This window comes from Streptomyces sp. MP131-18, from assembly GCF_001984575.1.
In the GTDB taxonomy this organism is placed as follows: Bacteria; Actinomycetota; Actinomycetes; order Streptomycetales; family Streptomycetaceae; genus Streptomyces; species Streptomyces johnsoniae.
Window position 1 is genome coordinate 3,188,019 of record NZ_LZNS01000001.1, and the last position, 17,160, is coordinate 3,205,178.

Below are 17,160 nucleotides of genomic sequence, written 5' to 3' on the forward strand. Positions count from 1 at the left end.
ACGAAGGGCGTCACATGCTGCGGTCGTCCGGGCCACCGGGTCCGGCGGATTCACCGATCCGACGAGAACGACGAGAACGACGAGAGAGCAGCAAAACGATGACCACCAACGCACCGCACCGCCGTCCCCGTCTCCTTGCCGCCGTCGCCGCGCTCGGCGCGACGCTCGCGCTGACGCTCACCGCCTGCCAGGACGAGGAGGCGGACGCCTCCGGCGGGTCCGCGTCCCAGTCGCCCGGCACGGAGTCGCCCCAGGAGGCGGGCGGCGAAGAAACGGCCGAGGAGCCCGGGGACGTGGCGGAGGCCACCGGCCCGCCGGCGACCGGCGGCGGAACGCCCGAGGACGGCGCCGGGGAGCGGGAGCAGGAGGCCACCGCCTGCACGCTCGACACGACCGAGCTGGCCGCCGCCCCGGTCGAACGGCCGATCAACCACATGCTGCTCACGGCGACCAACACCGGCGACGAAACCTGCTTCGCCTACCATGCCCCCTTCCTGCGCCTGGGCGACGACGCCCAGGCCGCCGTCCCGCGCAACGAGGACAGCAAGCCGCAGTCCGTCATCACGCTGGCCCCCGGCCAGACCGCCTACGCCTCGGTCCTCACCTCCTCCGCCGCCATGGATGCGGCGGGCGGCTACACCGCGACCAGTCTCGGCGTGCAGTTCGCCGACGCCGGGGACGCTGCCATCGAGGGGATGGCGGACGTTCCGCTGCCCGGCGGCGAGGTCTACGTCGACGACTCGGCGCAGGTCTCGTACTGGCAATCGTCCCTGAACGACGCGCTCACCTGGTGACATCCCGCGCGCCGGCCTCGCCCCGGGTGGCGGCCCAGCTGGCCAGCAGGGCGAGCTTGCCTGCGGAGTCCGTTCCCGGCGGGACGCTGTAGGTCACGATCTGGCGCCCGGCCTCTCCAGGCATCTCGAACACGTCGAACGCGACCTCGATCAGGCCGACCTCGGGGTGGCAGAACGACTTCACGCCGGTGCGGTGCTCGTGGACGTCGTGGCCGGCCCAGTCCTCGCGGAACTGAGGGCTGCGCGCGGAAAGCTCGCCGATGAGGGCGGTGAGCCGGGTGTTGAGCGGGTCGCGGCCGGCTTCCAGTCGCATGATCGCCGCCGTGGTGCGGCGCGCCAGGGCCCAGTCGACGTAGTAGTCCCGGGCGCGGGGGTCGAGGAAGATGAACCTGGCGATGTTCGGCGTTCCCTCGGTGTCGAAGTGCGGCGCGTACAGGGCCCGGCCCATGAGGTTGGCCGCGATGAGGTCCTGGTCGGCGTTGTGGACGAGCGCCGGCACGGTCATGTGGTCCAGGACCCGCTGCACCGAGGTGCGCACCGACTGGGCGGCCGGTTGCCTGGTGCGTGCCGGCGCCGTGGCCGGGGCGGTGCGAGCCAGATCGAACAGGTACTCGCGCTCGACATCGTTCAGCCGCAGTGCCCGGGCGATCGCGTTGAGCACACTTTCCGACGCCCCGCGGACATTGCCGCGCTCCAGCCTGGTGTAGTAGTCGAGGCTGACGCCGGCGAGCATGGCGACCTCCTCGCGACGCAGGCCGGGCACGCGCCGCTCCCCGCCGAAGTCGGGAATGCCCGCCTGCTCGGGGGTGACGTTCGCGCGGCGGGAGATCAGGAACTCCCGTACCTCGTCCTTCGTGCTCATGTCTGCAACGGTAGAGCCGTCACAGGGTGCGGTGGGGGGCCCTCCCGGTACCCCCCACCCCCCTGGCCGGTGACGCCGGGGCCGATCGCGCTCCGGCTCGGGGCGCCGCTTATGCGGGAAGCGTGGAGATGTCGATGACGAACCGGTAGCGGACGTCGGAGGCGAGCACGCGTTCCCATGCCGCATTGATCTGGTCGGCACGGATGACCTCGACCTCGGGGGCGATGCGGTGCTCGGCGCAGAAGTCGAGCATCTCCTGGGTCTCGGCGATGCCACCGATCTTCGATCCCGCGAAGGAGCGGCGGTTGTCGAAGAGCGTGAACAGCGTCACCGGAACCGGCTCCGGCGGCGCCCCGACACTCACGATCGTGCCGTGCAGGGCCAGCAGGCCCAGGTAGGCGTCCAGGTCGATCGGGGCACTGACCGTGTTCACGATCAGGTCGAACGTGTTCGCCAATTCCGTGAACGTCGCCGGGTCGCTGGTGGCGTAGTAGTGGTCCGCGCCCAGGCGCAGGCCGTCATCGCGCTTGCGCAGGCTCTGGGACAACACGGTGACCTCGGCGCCCAGGGCGTGGGCGATCTTGACGGCCATGTGGCCGAGACCGCCCAGGCCGACGACGGCGACCTTCTTGCCGGGCCCGGCGTTCCAGTGCCGCAGCGGCGAATAGGTGGTGATGCCCGCGCACAGCAGCGGGGCGGCGTTCTCGAACGGGATCGCCTCGGGGACGCGGAGCACGAAGTGCTCGTCGACGACTATGTGTGTCGAATAACCACCCTGGGTGACGCGGCCGTCCCGGTCGACGCCGTTGTAGGTGTCGGTGAACCCGTTGCGGCAGTACTGCTCGTGACCGGCCGCGCAGTTCGCGCACTCACGGCAGGAGTCGACCATGCAGCCCACGCCCACCCGGTCCCCGACCTTGTGCCTGGTGACCTCCTGGCCGACCTGGGCGACGATTCCGGCGATCTCGTGCCCCACCGTGAGCGGGTACTGCACCTGCCCCCAGTCGCCGCGGACCGTGTGGATGTCGGAATGACATATACCGGCCCAGGCGATCTCGATGAGCACGTCCTTCGGGCCCACCTCACGCCGCTCGATCGTCCCGGGGCCCAGCGGGTCCGTCGCGGAGGTCGCGGCAAAGGCGCGTACGGCAGTCATCAGAATCCTTCACTCAGCCAATCGTGTAATCGGGTGATCGCTGACCGAGCGGCGCACACCGGCGCGAGCTCGCAGCGAGAGAAACGGGGCAGCTCCGGCCCCGGGTCTCCCAGCGAACCACGCCGACGCACCCGGGTGGGAGGCACTCGCAGACCCTCCCGCCCGCGCGGGGCAGGTCGGTACCGTGCGGCGCGGCCCGGAGGGCGGGATGCCGATGAGTTCGCGGGTGGCCCGGAGTCGGAGAGGGGTGAGAGCACCGACTTCAAGAGGCAGGATCAATCATGGGCAAGCTGCTGTATTCGGTCGCCATGTCGCTGGACGGCTTCATCGCGGGGCCCGGCGGAGACATGTCATGGCTGACAGAACACCTCGCGCCGAATCCGGTGGTCGACGAGTTGATCAGCGAGGTGGGCGCCTTGCTCGTCGGGAACCGCACCTTCCGGGGCAGTGATCCGTACGAGGGCATGGAAGGGGAGGGCGAGGCGTTCGGTGGCGGCTGGAGCGGGCCGCAGTTCGTCCTCACCCACAACCCGCCCGCGACCCCGGTGCCGGGCGTCACCTTCGTGACCGGCTTCGACGAGGCCGTCGCGCGGGCCAGGGAGGCCGCCCGCGACAAGTACGTCAACGTGCTCGGGGCCGACATCGCCCGGCAGTGCGTCGAAGCGGACGTGCTCGACGAGATTCTGGTTTCCGTCGCGCCGGTCATGCTCGGCGACGGAGTCCGGCTTTTCGACCGCCCGGGCGGCGCCCCCGTTCCGCTCGAACGCCTCTCCCTGAGCGAAATGCCGCACCCGACGACCATCTGGCTGCGCGTCGCCCGCTGAGCACGGTCGGCGACGGCACTGACATGATCGATGACATGAGAGTTCTTGTGATCGGGGCAACCGGAACGGTCGGCAGTGCTGTCGCAGGCGCGTTGGAGGCATCTCATCAGGTCGTGAAAGCTTCGCGTAAAGGCCCGGTGAAAGCGGATCTGGCAGACCCTTCCTCCCTGGATGCGCTCTTCACCCAGGTGCGGGACCTGGACGCGGTGGTGTGCTGCGCCGCCAGCGGCCCGCTGGTGGACTTGGCTTCCGCGACGGATGACGAGATCGCCGCGGGAATGCGGGGCAAGCTCCTGGGACAGGTCGCCCTTGCCCGGCGAGCCGTGCGCCACCTCCGGGACGGCGGCTCCGTCACGCTGACCGGAGGCACCTTCTCCGCTCCGTTGGCCGGCGGGTCGCTGGGGGCCCTCATCAACGCCGGCCTGGAGGGCTTCGTCCGCAACGCGGCCGGTGAAGTGCCGCGGAAACTGCGTATCAATCTCATCAGCCCTGGGTGGATCAAGGAAACCCTGGAAAGCATGGGCATGGACTCCGCCGAAGGTACTCCCGTCGCCGAGGTGGCCCGCGCGTACGTGGAGGCCGTGGAGGGCACCGCGCACGGCCGGACCATACGTCCGTAGCCGCGGTCGAGGCGGGAAGGCGAGGGGCCGCGACGGCCGGGGGCGCTCCGGTGGCGGGACTGCGGCGGGTGCGGTAGCCATGGGAGGGGGCGTTCGCGAATGTGGTGAGGCGAGGAGCCGCGGCATGACCGATGTGTCCAGCAAGGGACCGGAGCCGAGTGACGAGCGGAAGGTGCTGACCAACCGGCAGGGCCACCCGGTCTACGACAATCAGAACCAGCGCACGGTGGGGGCCCGGGGCCCGGCGACGCTGGAGAATTATCAATTCCTGGAAAAGATCAGCCACTTCGACCGGGAGCGCGTGCCCGAGCGGGTGGTCCACGCACGCGGCGTCACCGCCTACGGCTACTTCGAGTCCTACGGCGCCTGGGGCGAGGAGCCCATCGCTCGGCACACGCGGGCGAAGCTGTTCCAGGAACGGGGCAAGCGCACCGACGTCGCCGTCCGGTTCTCGACCGTCATCGGGGGCCGCGATTCCGCGGAGACGGCCAGGGACCCGCGGGGATTCGCGGTCAAGTTCTACACCGAGGAGGGCAACTGGGACCTCGTCGGAAACAATCTCGGTGTCTTCTTCATCCGCGACGCCATCAAGTTCCCCGACGTCATCCATGCGCTCAAGCCCGATCCCGTATCGCACGAGCAGAAGCCGGCCCGCATCTTCGACTTCATGTCGCAGACACCGGAAAGCATGCACATGCTGGTCAATCTGTTCAGTCCGCGCGGCATTCCCGCCGACTACCGCCATATGCAGGGCTTCGGTGTCAACACCTACAAGTGGGTCAACGAGCAGGGCGAGACGAAACTCGTCAAGTACCACTGGATGCCCAAGCAGGGCGTGCGGTCCATGACCGAGGCGGACGCGGCGGCCATTCAGGCAAACGAGCTGGGGCACGCGACGAAAGACCTGTACGAGGCGATTCGCCGCGGCGACCACCCCGAGTGGGAGCTTCTCGTCCAGATGATGGACGACCACGAGCACCCGGAGCTGCACTTCGATCCGCTGGACGACACCAAGACGTGGCCGGAGCAGGAGTTCCCGCCCAGGCCGGTGGGCCGCATGGTGCTCGACCGGACGGTGGACAACTACTTCGCCGAGAACGAGCAGATCGCCTTCGGCACCGGTGTCCTGGTCGACGGCCTGGATTTCTCCGACGACAAAATGCTCGTGGGCCGCACCTTCTCCTACAGCGACACTCAGCGCTACCGCGTCGGCGCCAACTACCTGCAATTGCCCGTGAACGCCGCGAAGGGTGCCGCGGTGCGCACCAACCAGCGCGACGGCCAGATGGCGACCGGTGTAGACGATTCCGGGGCGAATCCGGAGGTCAACTACGAGCCGTCCATCACCGGAGGGCTCCGCGAGGCCGAGTACCGCACGACCGACGACCAGGGCCCGGAGATCCGCGGCCGCGTCACGCGCAAGCGCATCCCCCGGACGAACGATTACCAGCAGGCCGGCCAGCGCTACCTGCTGATGGAGCAGTGGGAGCAGGACGACCTGGTGCACAACATGGTGACGCTGCTCGCCCAGTGCGACCGGCCGGTCCAGGAGCGGATGGTGTGGCACTTCCTGCTGGTGGAGAACGAGTTGGGGCTGCGTGTCGGCGAAGGGCTCGGTATCCCCGCGGACGCGGTTCGTCAGCTGCCGCCGCTGGCCTCGCAGACCCTCACGGAGGAGGACGAGCAGCGTCTGGCGCGGCTCGGGGACAACCCGCCGCGCGACGTGGCCGGACTCACGATGACGCACTGCGTTCCCGACGAACGGCACGTGGTCAGGCGCTGAGCCGTACGGCGACGGCGGGACCTGGCCCGCGGGGGCGGGGGTCAGGTCCCGCCGTCGAGGTGGACGTGCTCGATGCCTTCGTCGAGGAAAACGGTCAGGTCCCGGGCTTCGGCGCGGACGGCCTCCCGTTCCGGGGCGGTGAGGCGGCGGAGTGGGCTGATGTGGAGTTGGCCGTTGCGCACGGCCCAGGTAGCGGCGACGCGTCCGTCGACAAGGACCACGCGGTGGCCCGCGACGGACAGCCCGAGATGAGGGGCGTCGATGATGCGGCTGCGGTCGTGGTAGCCGAGGATGGCATTGTCGAAGGCCGGCAGGAACCGGACGGGGGCCGGGGTGTCGGGGTGGGGGCGGGGTGCGTCGGGGAGATCGAGTAGTTCGCGGCCGCGTTCGTCGCGGAAGACGACGAGTTCTTCCCGGGCGGCTCTGACAGCGGCGGGCAGGCCGGCGAGGCCGCACCAGGCGCGCAGGTCCGCGCCGGCGGCGGGCCCGTGGGCGGCGAGGTAGCGGCGTAGCAGCTGCTGCCCGACGGGATCGCTGTCCTCGGCGGGCAGGGGGGCGACGTCCCGTCCCAGCCAGGTGGCCAACGGCAGGTTGCGGACGCCGGCGGTCCGGTGCCACAGGCCGCGGGGCGGGAGCTGGACCATGGGGATGAGGGCTGCGACGAGCAGCTCGCCCAGGGCGCGGCGCGGTGGGCCGGGCCAGCGGCCTTCGATGGCCTGGACGAGCTCGCGCATGGTGCGGGGCCGCTGGTCGGCCAGGACCGCGCGGCCCGCGGCGGCGAGCTCGGCCACGTCGATACCGGCCAGTTCACGGCGGTAGGTGCCCAGCACGCGCTGGCGCAGCATGGTGTCGTGGCGGGCCCGCCAGGCGAGCGCGTCGTCGGCGGTGACGAGGTGGACGGTGCGGCGCATCAGATGCGTGCGCACCACCGTGCGGCCGGTCAGCGCGTCGTCCAGCTGCCCGGGCTCGAAGCCGGCCAGGCGGGACCACAGCCCGATGAACGGTTCCTGTGGTTCCTGCGCCTGCAAACCGCACAGGTGGGCCACCGCCTCGGGTACGGATGTGCCGCTGCGCTCGAGCAGGTGCTGGCGGGCGAGGGTGGCGCGGTTGAGAGCTCGGCTGTCAAGGACGGTCACGGCGCTCCCGGGCCACGGCCGGCTCGTGGGCCTGGCGTCGTCGCGGGTCGGTGCGGTTGACGGAAGGGGTGGGCAGCAGACGTCCGGCGGACCGCCGTCGGTGCCGGACGGGACGTTCGCGTCGGTTTCCGGCTGCTTCGGCGAGGACGAGCAGCCGCTCGACCGCATCGGGCTTGCGCCCGCCGGTGAGGCGCCGCGAGACCGACTGGACTTCGACGCTTTCCGAGGCCGGCAGGTCGGAGGAGCCGGTCGCGCGGACGTTCCCGGCACGCACGAGGCCGGTGGGCGCGGAGCGGGCCCCGGCGACGTCGGCATGCGGGTCGGTGCGATGGAGCTGGTAGCGGTCGAGGCAGTCGGTCAATATCCGCATCCGCGAGCCCTCGCCGGTCGGTCCGTTGTACTCGGCCGCCGGCACGTCCTCGCCGCGGTGTCCTCCGAGGGCCTTCCCGACGCTCTCCTCGGTCTCGCCGTAGCCGTGGACGTCGGCGGTGTCGACGAAGTCGCTGCCCGGGCAGCAGGCGCTGACTTCGATGCCGGTCCCTCCCGGCTTCCGCATCCGCACGGTGACCCGCTTCCTTTCCCTGCTCCACATGCTCGGTGCCTGCGCCGTCCGGGCCACCGCGGCCGCCCGGACGGCGCAGGCATGTCAGGTTCGGCCGGATCAGCCGTTGTACGGGGCGGCGACGTCCAGGACCCAGGTGACGCCGAACCGGTCGGTGAGCATGCCGTACAGCGGCGCCCACTGCGAAGGCTCCAGCGGATGCACGACGGTCGAGCCCTCGGCGAGCCTGCCCCACAGGGCGCTGATCTCCTCGGCGTCGTCACCGCGCACGGAGACGAAGAACGGGTTCTCGCCCTGGTGCCAAGGCAGTTGCGAGGGCACGTCGTAGGCCATGACGTGGAAGCCGTTGTCGCCGGCCACCTCGCCCCACGTCACCCAGTCCGCCTCGCTCTCGTGTCGCACGGCACCCGAGTCCTTGTAGGTGACCACGACAGTACGTCCGCCGAAGACGGACTGGTAGAAGTCCAGCGCCTCACGTGCGGTGCCCCGGAAGTTCAGGTGAGTGGTGGTCGTGACGGACATGACCTGCTCCTTGCCTCGATGTGACTGACGCATGCGCCACGGGTGGCGCCGCCCCGAACGGCTCGTGAGCCACCATGGCGCAGGTAGCGGACAGGTAGTGTCCTCTACTGCGGGGAGAATGGATTCCATGCACAAAACGTCCTCCCGGCTGCTCGCGCTGCTCTCGCTGCTTCAGACGCACCGTGACTGGTCCGGCGAGGACCTCGCCGAGCGGCTCGCCATCACCTCGCGCACCGTGCGCCGTGACATCGACCGCCTGCGCGAGCTCGGCTACCTGATCACGACCGTCAAGGGACCGGCCGGCGGCTACCGCCTGGCGGCCGGCGCTCACCTGCCACCCATGCTGTTCGACGACGACCAGGCCGTCGCCCTGGCGGTCGCGCTCCAGACCGCAGCCACCGGCACCACCGCAGCCTCCGGCACAGCCGGCACAGCCGTCGCCGAAGACGCCATCCGCGCCCTGGTCACCCTCCGCCAGGTCATGCCGCCCCGCCTGCGCCACCGCATAGACCTGCTGCGTCTCACCACCGTCGCCGTCCAACCGCCCGCGGCCGGCGCCGATCCCCAGGTCGACGCCCAGCTCCTGACGGACCTCGGTCGCGTCATCCACGCCCGCGAGGAACTGCGCTTCGACTACGCGCCCGGCCCGGCCACCGCGCCCGACAGCCTCCGCCGCGTACAACCCCACTCCCTGGTCACCTGGCGCGGTCGCTGGTACCTCGTGGCCTGGGACCTCGACCGCGAGGACTGGCGCACCTTCCGCGCCGACCGCATCAGGCCCCGCACACCCACCGGCCCCCGCTTCGCCCCGCGCGAACTCCCCGGCGGCAACGTCTCCGCCTTCGTCATCAGCCGATTCCGCGGCAACGACGGCACCACCACCGACTGGCCCTGCCAGGGCGAAGTCGTCCTCCACCTGCCGGCCGCCGACGTCGCGCCCTTCGCCCAGGACGGAATCGTCGAGGAACGCGGCCCCCACCACTGCCGGCTCACCCTCGGCTCCTGGTCATGGACCGGACTTGCCGCCGCCATCGGCCGCTTCGACACCGAGGTCGAAGTCATCGGCCCGCCCCAACTGGCCACCGCCTTCGCCGACCTCGCCGCCCGCTACGCCCGCGCCGCACGCGCCCCACACGCCCCACGCGTCACGGGAGGGGCTGTCGAGTGAACACGCGGCGCATGAGGTGACCCCGGCGACGGCTCCCCGCATCCGAGCCCGGGACGGGCGTCCGACGAGGCATTTTGTCCCAAGGCATTGAAATCGATTCCACCCCTGTGCATCCTTCCCTCCTAGAACTCGCAGCCAGATGAGTGAAATCGATTTTTCGCGACCTCGTCCTTCCCTTGTGCACGTCCTTCTAGGAGTTCGCCCATGGAGATGCGTCCCGCGTCCGGAACGAACCCCCACGACCACCGCGCCGTCGCCGAGACCTGGCCGGTCGTCCGCCGCTACCGCGGCCGGGACCTGGCCCACATCGCCATGCCGGTCGGTGGCGTCGGCACCGGTTGCATCAGCCTGGGCGGACGTGGACAGCTCCGCGACTGGGAACTGTTCAACCGCCCCGCCAAGGGCTTCACGCCCGACACCTTCTTCGCGCTGCACGTCTCCGACGCCGCACCCGGCACCCCCGGCACCACCCGGGTGCTGGAGGCGGCCCTGCTGGCGGAGGAGTACGCCGGTGGGCACGGCAGCCGATCCGCCCTGCACGGGCTGCCACGCTTCCGGCACGGTGAGTTCGCCGCCGCCTACCCCTTCGGGCAGGTCCGCCTGACCGACCCGGAGCTGCCCGTGGAGGCGGTGGTGTCCGCGTACAACCCGCTGATCCCCGGGGACGCGGACGCCAGCGGCCTGCCGCTGCTCGTCTACCGCGTCCGGGTGCGCAACACCGGTGGCGCGCCGCTTGAGGTGAGCCTCTGCGGCAGCCTCCAGCACGTCGCCGGCCGCCGCCCCACCGGCGAAGTGCCGGCGGGCAATCGGTTCGAACTGTCCCGCGACGGCGACGTCACCATGCTCGCCGGCGGTTGCGGGGAGGCGGTGGCCGAGGATGACGAGGCGCGGGGCAGCCTCGCCCTGGCCGCCGTCGGCACCCCGGTCACCAGCCACCGGCGCACCTGGGCGGATCGTTCCTGGGGCGACTCGCTGCTCGAGTTCTGGGACGACTTCGCCGACGACGGCCAACTCGACGAGCCCGCCGCTCCGGACGAGGGCGCCCGGGTGCCGACCGGTTCGCTGGTCGTGGGCGCGTCGCTGCCGCCGGGCGGCGAGGCGGAGTTCACCTTCCTGATCGCCTGGCACTTCCCCAACCGGCGGGCCTGGACCCATCGTCCCGCCCCCGCCCCGGTCCACGGGCACGGCGGTCCTGTGGTCGGCAACCACTACGCCCGGCGGTTCGCCGACGCCGCCGAGGTGGTGCGTCAGGCCGTCCCGGAGCTGGCCGCCTACGAACGCCGCACCCGCGCCTACGTGGAGACCGTCACCGGCTCCGATCTGCCGGTGTCCGTGCAGGACGCGGTGCTGTCGAACGCCGCCGTGCTGAAGTCGCCGACGTGCTTCCGGATCGCCGACGGGACGTTCCTGGCCTGGGAGGGCACCAACGAGAACCACGGAAGCTGCCATGGCAGTTGCACCCACGTGTGGAACTACCAGTACGCGTTGGAACAGCTCTTCCCCGACCTGGCGTGGACGATGCGGGAGGTCGAGTTCGTCCACTCGCTGGACGAGCGCGGCATGATGAGCTTCCGCGCCGGACTGCCCCTGGCCACCGAGGGCACCGGCTGGCGGACGGCGGCTGCCGACGGACAGATGGGCGCGCTCGTCCGGCTGTACCGCACCTGGCAGCTCACCGGCCGGGACGACCTGCTGGCCCGGCACTGGCCGGCCGCGCGCCGGGCGCTGGAGTTCGCCTGGATTCCGCTCGGCTGGGACGCCGACCGCGACGGCCTCATGGAAGGCTGCCAGCACAGCACCTCGGACGTGGAGTACTACGGGCCCAGCGGCGTCAACCAGTCCTGGTACCTGGCGGCGCTCGCCGCCTGCGCGCGGATGGCCGAGGCGGTGGGTGACACCGACTTCGCCGCCACCTGCGTGCGGGTCCTGCACAGCGGGGCCGCGAAGACCGACGCCGAACTGTTCAACGGCGAGTTCTACGAACACCGGGTGCTGCCCGCCGGCTCCGCCGACCGCATCGCCGAGGGACTGCGCATCCGCTACGCCGACGGTGACAACCCGGACGTCGGCTCCGACGACCTGATGGACCCCGACCTCCAGATCGGCCCCGGCTGCATGGCCGACCAGCTCGCCGGCCACGCCCTGGCTCTCTCCTGCGGTCTTGACGACCGGCTGGATCGCGCCCACACCGCGACCGCCCTGGACAGCATCGTCCGGCACAACCACCGCGCGGGGTTCCACGGCCACTTCAACCACCTGCGCACCTACGCCCTCGGCGATGAACACGGGCTGCTCAACTGCACCTATCCGCACGGCGGTCGTCCGGAACGCCCCTTCCCGTACTGCAACGAGGTGTGGACCGGCGTGGAGTACACCGCGGCCGTCGCGCTCGCCGCACACGGTGAGCGGGAACGCGCCGAGCACGTGGTGGCCGACGTTCGCGCCCGCTACTCCGGGCGCACCCGCAACCCCTTCGACGAGGTCGAGTGCGGGCACCACTACGTCCGTTCCATGGCCTCCTTCGGTCTGGCCCACGCCTGGTCCCGCACGGTGGTCGACGCGACCGCCCGGACCATCGAACTCGACCCGCTGCCGGGCCGCTGGCCGGTGATCGCCGGGACGCGGCTCGGCGTCGTCGAGGTGACCGCGCAGGCGGACGGACCGGCCGCGCGCCTCGTCGGCGCCGACGGGCCCGAGCCGTTCACCGTGGTGCTGCGCCCAGGGCCGGCCAGGAGAGGCTGATCATGAGAGGAAGCGACCTCATGGACCCGCACGGGCCCGCTCACCTTCCGCGGCGCCGGGTGCTGCGCGCCACGGCCGCGGCCGCCGGCTCCCTCCCGCTGGTATCCGCCCTCACCTCCTGCATCAATCTGGGAGTCGAGGGCTCGCCGCACGGACCGCTGGACGTGCTCTACCTGGGCGACGCCACCCAGCAGCAGTCGTTCGACCAGCTCTTCGACGCCTTCCGGGAGGCGCATCCGGACATCGAGTTGGAGGCCCGCGGCATCGCGGCCCCGAACTGGGGCACGTTCGCCAACACGGTCGCCACCCAGATCGCCGGGGGAAAGGTGCCCGACGTGGTCCAGGTGGCGACCGAGGGCCAGCGCCTCTTCGCCTCCAAGGGCCTGATGGAACCGCTGGACGACTACATCGCCAACGACCGCGCGCTGGTCGACGCGTACTTCGCGGATGTCGATCCGCAGTTGCGGACCTGGACCGAAACCTACAGCTCGACCGACGGGAAGACGTACTACATACCCGGCGGCTACAACACCGCGGTGCTCTACTGCAACACCGAGGTCTTCGAAGCGGCCGGGGTGGACCTTCCGACCCGGGAGTGGACCTGGGAGGAGTTCCGCCGGGCGGGTGTCCTGATCAAGGAGCGGACCGGGGCCTTCCTGATCCCGCTCGGCTTCGGCTTCCCGTTCATCGACATCATGCCCTGGCTGCTCACCAATGGGGCGAGCACCCTCAACAGCACCTGGGACGAGGGCACTTTCGACAGCGAGGGAGCCGTGGAGGCCGCGGCTTTCGTCAAGGGGCTCATCGACGACGGTCTCTCACCGCAGCCGGGCGGAACGTTCGACGCGGTGGGGCAGCTCCGCAACAACGCGCTGGCCACCCTCGGCGGCGGCCGGTGGCCCACCCTCGACGTGCGCCGCCTCGACATGCTCGACCGGGTGCGGATCGTGAGCTGGCCGGTCAACGCCGGCCACGGTTCCCCGGTCGGCTGGGACGGCTGGCCCATCCTGAAAGCCTCCCGGAAGAAGGAGAAGGCCTGGACTTTCCTCACCTGGCTGATGTCGGAGGAGGCGTCCGTCTTCTACGCGAGGAACGGCGGCTCGACGGTCCCCGCCCGCAACTCGGTCGCCACCGGCGCCCCGTTCCTCGACCAGGCGCCGCCGGGCACCGAGGCCCTGCCCGAGGCCATCACCTACGGCACCCCCATCCCCTCCCCCGAACGCGGCAGCGAGGTGCAGGACGCCATCAACCAGGGCTGGCAGGCCGCCATCACCGGGACGAAACCCGTGCGCGAGGCCCTTGAATCGGCCAACGAAAGGCTGGGAGGGCTGCTGTGACTGCTGTGACCACACCCGCGACGGAACGCGCCGCCCCCCGCCCCGCCACACCCGCCGGCCGGTCCCGCGGCCAGCGGGCCGGGTACCTGTTCGTCACCCCGGCGGTGCTGCTCTTCCTCGTCTTCGTCGCCGGCCCGTTCGCGGCGGCCGTGGTCCTGAGCTTCTACTCCTGGGACCTGCTCACCCCGGCCGAGTTCAACGGGTTCGGGAACTTCACCGAGATGGTCGGCGACCCGCTGCTCTACCAGGCCCTGGCGAACACCTTCCTGTTCGCCCTCGCCTCCGTGGTGACCCACGTGGTCGGCGGCCTCCTGCTGGCGCTCGCGGTGAACCGGACCATGAGCCGCGTGCTCTCGTACTTCGTGCGCACCGCGCTGTTCTTCCCGTTCGTGATCTCCTGGGCCGCGGTCGCACTGCTGTGGAAGTACGTGCTCGACCCGACCTTCGGCGTCGTCACGCACTACGCCGGGGAGGTCGGGCTTTCCACCCCGGACTGGTTCACCGACCCGGACTGGGCACTGCCGGCGATCATCGGCATCGACCTCTGGCACACCATCGGGTTCACCTTCATCATCATGCTCGCCGGCCTCCAGACGGTCCCCTCGCAGTTGATCGAGGCGGCGCGCTGTGACGGGGCGAGCCGGCGGCAGATCCTGTGGTACGTGACGCTCCCCGCGATGTCACCGACGATCTTCTTCGCCGTCGTGATCACCTTTATCGGGGCGTTCCAGATCTTCGACCCGGTGCAGATCATCACCCCGCAGGGCGGACCGGACAACTCCACCCTCACGGTCGTGATGTACCTGTACCAGAAGGGCTTCCAGACGTTCCAGGCCGGCTACGCCTCGGCGGTCTCGCTCCTGGTGTTCGCCGTGATGCTGGTGGTCACGCTGGTGCAGTTCTGGGGAGCCAGGAAGTGGGTGCACCACCAGTGAGAGCAACCATGAAACCGAACGCGGGCACGGCCGGAAGAAGAAGAACCGGAAGGCTCCTCGTCGACCTGGCACTCTGGGCGGTCGGCCTGGTGATGGTGGCCCCGCTGATCTGGCTCGTGGTACAGAGCCTGACCGCCGAGGAGGCGGCGTTCACGCTGCCGCCGGGCTGGGTGCCCGACCCGTTCACCCTCGACAACTTCCAGGAGATCCCGGGGCTCATCCCGTTCGGGCGGATGGCGCTCAACAGCCTCCAGGTCGCGGTCATTTCAACGGTGGGATCGCTGCTGGTCAGCGTGCTGGCGGCGTACGCGTTCTCGCGGCTGAGCTTCCGCGGCCGAGACGGGATCTTCATGATCATGCTGAGCGCACTGATGGTGCCGACCCAGATGACGGTGATCCCGGTCTTCGTGCTGATGCGCAACCTCGGGCTCGTCGACACCCTGGCGGCGCTCTGGCTGCCGGCGCTGATCAACGTCTTCTCGATCTTCTTCCTGCGGCAGTACTTCAACACCATCCCGCGGGAGTTGGACGAGGCGGCCCGCATCGACGGCGCCGGCCACCTGTGGATACTCTTCCGGATGATCGTGCCGCTGTCAGGACCGGCCCTGGCGGCGATGACGATCCTCACCTTCGAACTGTCCTGGAACAACTACTTCGGACCGCTGATCTTCCTCAGCACCCCGGAGAACATGACGCTGCCGATCGGCCTGGTGACGCTCCAGAGCGGGCAGAGCGGCTCCTCCGTGGTCGTCTTCGCCGCGATCACCGCGGTGGTGGTGCCGGTGCTGGTGGTCTTCCTCTGCTTCCAGCGCAGCTTTGTCGCCAGCATCGCCTCGGCCGGGCTGAGGGGTTGAGCCGATGGCCGGGAGCGGCGCGCCGACAGCGGACGAGATGCTGCTGCGCACCCTGCGGAACGTCTGGCCCGCCCTGCCCGCCCTGCTGTTCGGCAGCGTGGCGGTGTGCCTCGCCAGTGCGCTGACGGTGCTGCTGGCGCCCGGCATCACCCCCGTCTCGACGTTGCTGGCAGGGCTGTTGGTCGCCCCCTGCGCGGCGGCGCTCGCGGAGGTGGGCAACGCGCTGGCGGCCGGGCGGGAGGCTACCGTCACCGGGTGGTGGCGCGGGCTGCGCCGGCTGTGGCGCTTCGGCACCGCGCAGGGCCTGGTGGTCGCGGTGCCCGTGGCCGCCTTCCTGGCCGCGCTCGCGGTATGGCGGAACGGCGGCGGGGCATGGGTGCTGCCGTCGCTGGCGGTGAGCGGGGCGGTCGGCGTCCTCGCGCTGCCGGCCCTGGCGGCGGTGCTGCCGCTCGGCGCGGCGCGCGGCGACCTGCGCGGCAGGCGGCTGTGGACGTGCGGCCTGTACCTGGTGGCGCGGTGGCCGCACCGGTTCCTGGCCGGCCCGGCGCTCGCGGTGCTGGGCGTGTGGGCGGCGGTGCACTGGACCGCGTCGGTCCTGCTGCTGGTCCCGGGCCCGGCGGCCGTCGTCGCGGCGGCGGCGGTGTGGACGACGCTGCCGGACCCCCGGCGACCGACGACAGCCCCGTGACCTGCCCGCCCGGACATGGTGGCGGCGTTCTCCGGCTGCGGTCCGCCCGGCACACCGATCGGCCGGCTTCCCCGCACGCCGCGGAGGCGTCGCACCCTCAGCCGCGTCCGGCCGACCGTCCCGCTCAGTCCCGGTAACGCGCTCCCTGGTCCGCTAGCGGCTGGCGAGCCAGCCGGGGTGGCTGTCCAGCAGCGCGAGGAGACCGGCTGCCACCCGCAGGTCCCACGACTCGTCCGCCGGGACCCGCAGTTCGTACAGGGCCGGTCCGTCCGCGTAGTCAAGAACGGTGCGGGAGCCGATACGCCAGCGGATGCGGCGCGGGGTCAGGGAGGTGTCGTGAGCATGGCCAGCACCCACAGCAGAAGGACGCCCCCCGTGGGAGTCAGCGCGCAGATCCACCACGGAATCCACAGCCGCACGGGGCCCTTCCTGCCGACCGCTTCACCGGCCTGGGCAGGGGTGGTGACGGCCCATCGGGTGCGTCGGAACAATCCTGCTGGGGTGCGGGTAATCAGGGCGAGACGGCCGCCGGCCGCGTCGAGCACCTCGTAGGTGGCGCCGCGCCCGCGGACGGCAGTCAGTGTGACCACATGGGCCAGCACCTCGCTCCGCTTCGCGTCCCGCCACAGCGTGAAGGCCCGTGCTCCCTGCCGCTGTGCCTGCCGGGCCTGTTCTGCTGACATGCCGGACGGCATAAGCGCATCAGGATAGGCGAACGTCTCGGCATCCCGCCGCTGCTCGGGAGTCGGGCCCACGGCCGTTCGTATCCGGCGGGCCGGCAATCCCGGCGTATTTGAGGCGCCGGAGTCATGTAACCACATGATCGTCTACACCTGCACACAGTAGTGGTTCCAGTAGAGGATATGCGGCTGTTGTGGCGACGATCGGTAGATGCGACCGGAGCGTGACCATGTGCACTTACCGCACGCCAAGACGATCCGGCATCGGCCCGGCCAGACCACCACACCTCCGGACGGGTCTGCTTCTGGCGACCCCGCCGCTGGGGAGGGAACTTCGAGGCCGACGACTCGGGCGGATCGGCCGCCGGGCGCCGGTGAGGACGATGCGGGCACGCCGAGCTGGGGCACACCAGTGCATCGGACAGCGCGGACAGGCTTCTCCGGACTTCGGGGCCGCCCTGTCCACAGAGAGCGAGAGCCGCTCCGCCTGCCGCCTC

The 17,160-nt window shown here is 70.7% G+C and carries 17 protein-coding genes; 10 read left to right on the top strand and 7 right to left on the bottom strand.

What is annotated here, in order from left to right:
• Nucleotides 1-98: 98 nt before the first annotated feature.
• Entirely contained in the window at nucleotides 99-794 is a 696-nt protein-coding gene (locus STBA_RS14155) for a DUF4232 domain-containing protein (RefSeq protein ID WP_077059595.1), read from the top strand.
• Here STBA_RS14155 and STBA_RS14160 read toward each other — a convergent pair.
• Nucleotides 784-1,656 (bottom strand): helix-turn-helix transcriptional regulator, encoded by an 873-nt coding sequence (locus STBA_RS14160; protein WP_077059596.1) that lies wholly within the window; start codon nucleotides 1,654-1,656, stop codon nucleotides 784-786. The two genes, STBA_RS14155 and STBA_RS14160, sit on opposite strands and share 11 nt — an antisense overlap.
• 109 nt (nucleotides 1,657-1,765) lie before the next feature.
• A complete protein-coding gene (locus tag STBA_RS14165; RefSeq protein WP_077059597.1) occupies nucleotides 1,766-2,812 on the bottom strand; it encodes an NAD(P)-dependent alcohol dehydrogenase in 1,047 nt (348 codons plus the stop codon).
• Nucleotides 2,813-3,093: 281 nt separating this feature from the next.
• Between STBA_RS14165 and STBA_RS14170 the strand changes: the two genes are divergently transcribed.
• The 3 genes from STBA_RS14170 to STBA_RS14180 all read left to right on the top strand — a co-directional run bounded on the left by STBA_RS14170 (nucleotide 3,094) and on the right by STBA_RS14180 (nucleotide 6,039).
• Nucleotides 3,094-3,636 carry a dihydrofolate reductase family protein gene (locus STBA_RS14170; RefSeq protein ID WP_077059598.1) on the top strand — a complete coding sequence of 181 codons (543 nt, stop codon included), beginning with the start codon at nucleotides 3,094-3,096 and terminating at the stop codon, nucleotides 3,634-3,636.
• A 35-nt stretch (nucleotides 3,637-3,671) separates the two neighbouring features.
• Nucleotides 3,672-4,256, top strand: coding sequence for a short chain dehydrogenase (locus STBA_RS14175; protein ID WP_077063317.1), 585 nt, complete (start codon nucleotides 3,672-3,674; stop codon nucleotides 4,254-4,256).
• 124 nt (nucleotides 4,257-4,380) lie between these two features.
• Entirely contained in the window at nucleotides 4,381-6,039 is a 1,659-nt protein-coding gene (locus STBA_RS14180) for a catalase (RefSeq protein ID WP_077059599.1), read from the top strand.
• Between the two features lie 41 nt (nucleotides 6,040-6,080).
• On the opposite strand, the gene STBA_RS14185 is transcribed toward STBA_RS14180, so the two are convergent.
• From STBA_RS14185 to STBA_RS14195, 3 genes are all read right to left on the bottom strand, one after another.
• Entirely contained in the window at nucleotides 6,081-7,175 is a 1,095-nt protein-coding gene (locus STBA_RS14185; protein ID WP_077059600.1) for a winged helix DNA-binding domain-containing protein, read from the bottom strand.
• The gene (locus STBA_RS14190; protein WP_143659479.1) at nucleotides 7,162-7,767 is read right to left on the bottom strand and encodes an aldo/keto reductase; all 606 of its coding nucleotides are present in this window, start codon (nucleotides 7,765-7,767) and stop codon (nucleotides 7,162-7,164) included. The genes STBA_RS14185 and STBA_RS14190 overlap by 14 nt, the downstream gene beginning before the upstream one ends.
• A 69-nt stretch (nucleotides 7,768-7,836) precedes the next feature.
• On the bottom strand, nucleotides 7,837-8,259 hold the full coding sequence (locus STBA_RS14195; RefSeq protein WP_077059602.1) for a VOC family protein: 423 nt from the start codon (nucleotides 8,257-8,259) through the stop codon (nucleotides 7,837-7,839).
• Nucleotides 8,260-8,386: 127 nt separating this feature from the next.
• Here STBA_RS14195 and STBA_RS14200 point away from each other — a divergent pair, with 127 nt between their 5' ends.
• The 6 genes from STBA_RS14200 (at nucleotide 8,387) to STBA_RS14225 (ending at nucleotide 15,983) form a co-directional block, all read left to right on the top strand.
• Complete coding sequence (locus STBA_RS14200; protein WP_107485049.1) at nucleotides 8,387-9,427, top strand: WYL domain-containing protein; 1,041 nt, start codon at nucleotides 8,387-8,389, stop codon at nucleotides 9,425-9,427.
• A 204-nt stretch (nucleotides 9,428-9,631) separates the two neighbouring features.
• Nucleotides 9,632-12,169, top strand: a complete 2,538-nt coding sequence (locus STBA_RS14205; RefSeq protein ID WP_253194726.1) for a GH116 family glycosyl-hydrolase — start codon at nucleotides 9,632-9,634, stop codon at nucleotides 12,167-12,169.
• A 2-nt stretch (nucleotides 12,170-12,171) separates the two neighbouring features.
• Nucleotides 12,172-13,506, top strand: coding sequence for a sugar ABC transporter substrate-binding protein (locus tag STBA_RS14210; protein ID WP_253194728.1), 1,335 nt, complete (start codon nucleotides 12,172-12,174; stop codon nucleotides 13,504-13,506).
• Nucleotides 13,503-14,441, top strand: a complete 939-nt coding sequence (locus STBA_RS14215) for a sugar ABC transporter permease (RefSeq protein WP_077059605.1) — start codon at nucleotides 13,503-13,505, stop codon at nucleotides 14,439-14,441. The genes STBA_RS14210 and STBA_RS14215 overlap by 4 nt, the downstream gene beginning before the upstream one ends.
• An 8-nt stretch (nucleotides 14,442-14,449) precedes the next feature.
• Nucleotides 14,450-15,295, top strand: a complete 846-nt coding sequence (locus tag STBA_RS14220) for a carbohydrate ABC transporter permease (protein ID WP_077059606.1) — start codon at nucleotides 14,450-14,452, stop codon at nucleotides 15,293-15,295.
• 4 nt (nucleotides 15,296-15,299) lie between these two features.
• Complete coding sequence (locus STBA_RS14225) at nucleotides 15,300-15,983, top strand: hypothetical protein (protein WP_077059607.1); 684 nt, start codon at nucleotides 15,300-15,302, stop codon at nucleotides 15,981-15,983.
• 153 nt (nucleotides 15,984-16,136) lie between these two features.
• Here the strand turns inward: STBA_RS14225 and STBA_RS14230 are convergent, their stop codons facing one another.
• Together STBA_RS14230 and STBA_RS14235 are read right to left on the bottom strand one after the other, a co-directional pair.
• Entirely contained in the window at nucleotides 16,137-16,340 is a 204-nt protein-coding gene (locus STBA_RS14230) for a hypothetical protein (RefSeq protein WP_077059608.1), read from the bottom strand.
• Nucleotides 16,307-16,666 carry a hypothetical protein gene (locus STBA_RS14235; RefSeq protein WP_143659480.1) on the bottom strand — a complete coding sequence of 120 codons (360 nt, stop codon included), beginning with the start codon at nucleotides 16,664-16,666 and terminating at the stop codon, nucleotides 16,307-16,309. Before STBA_RS14235 ends, STBA_RS14230 begins: the two co-directional genes overlap by 34 nt.
• Nucleotides 16,667-17,160 lie beyond the last annotated feature (494 nt).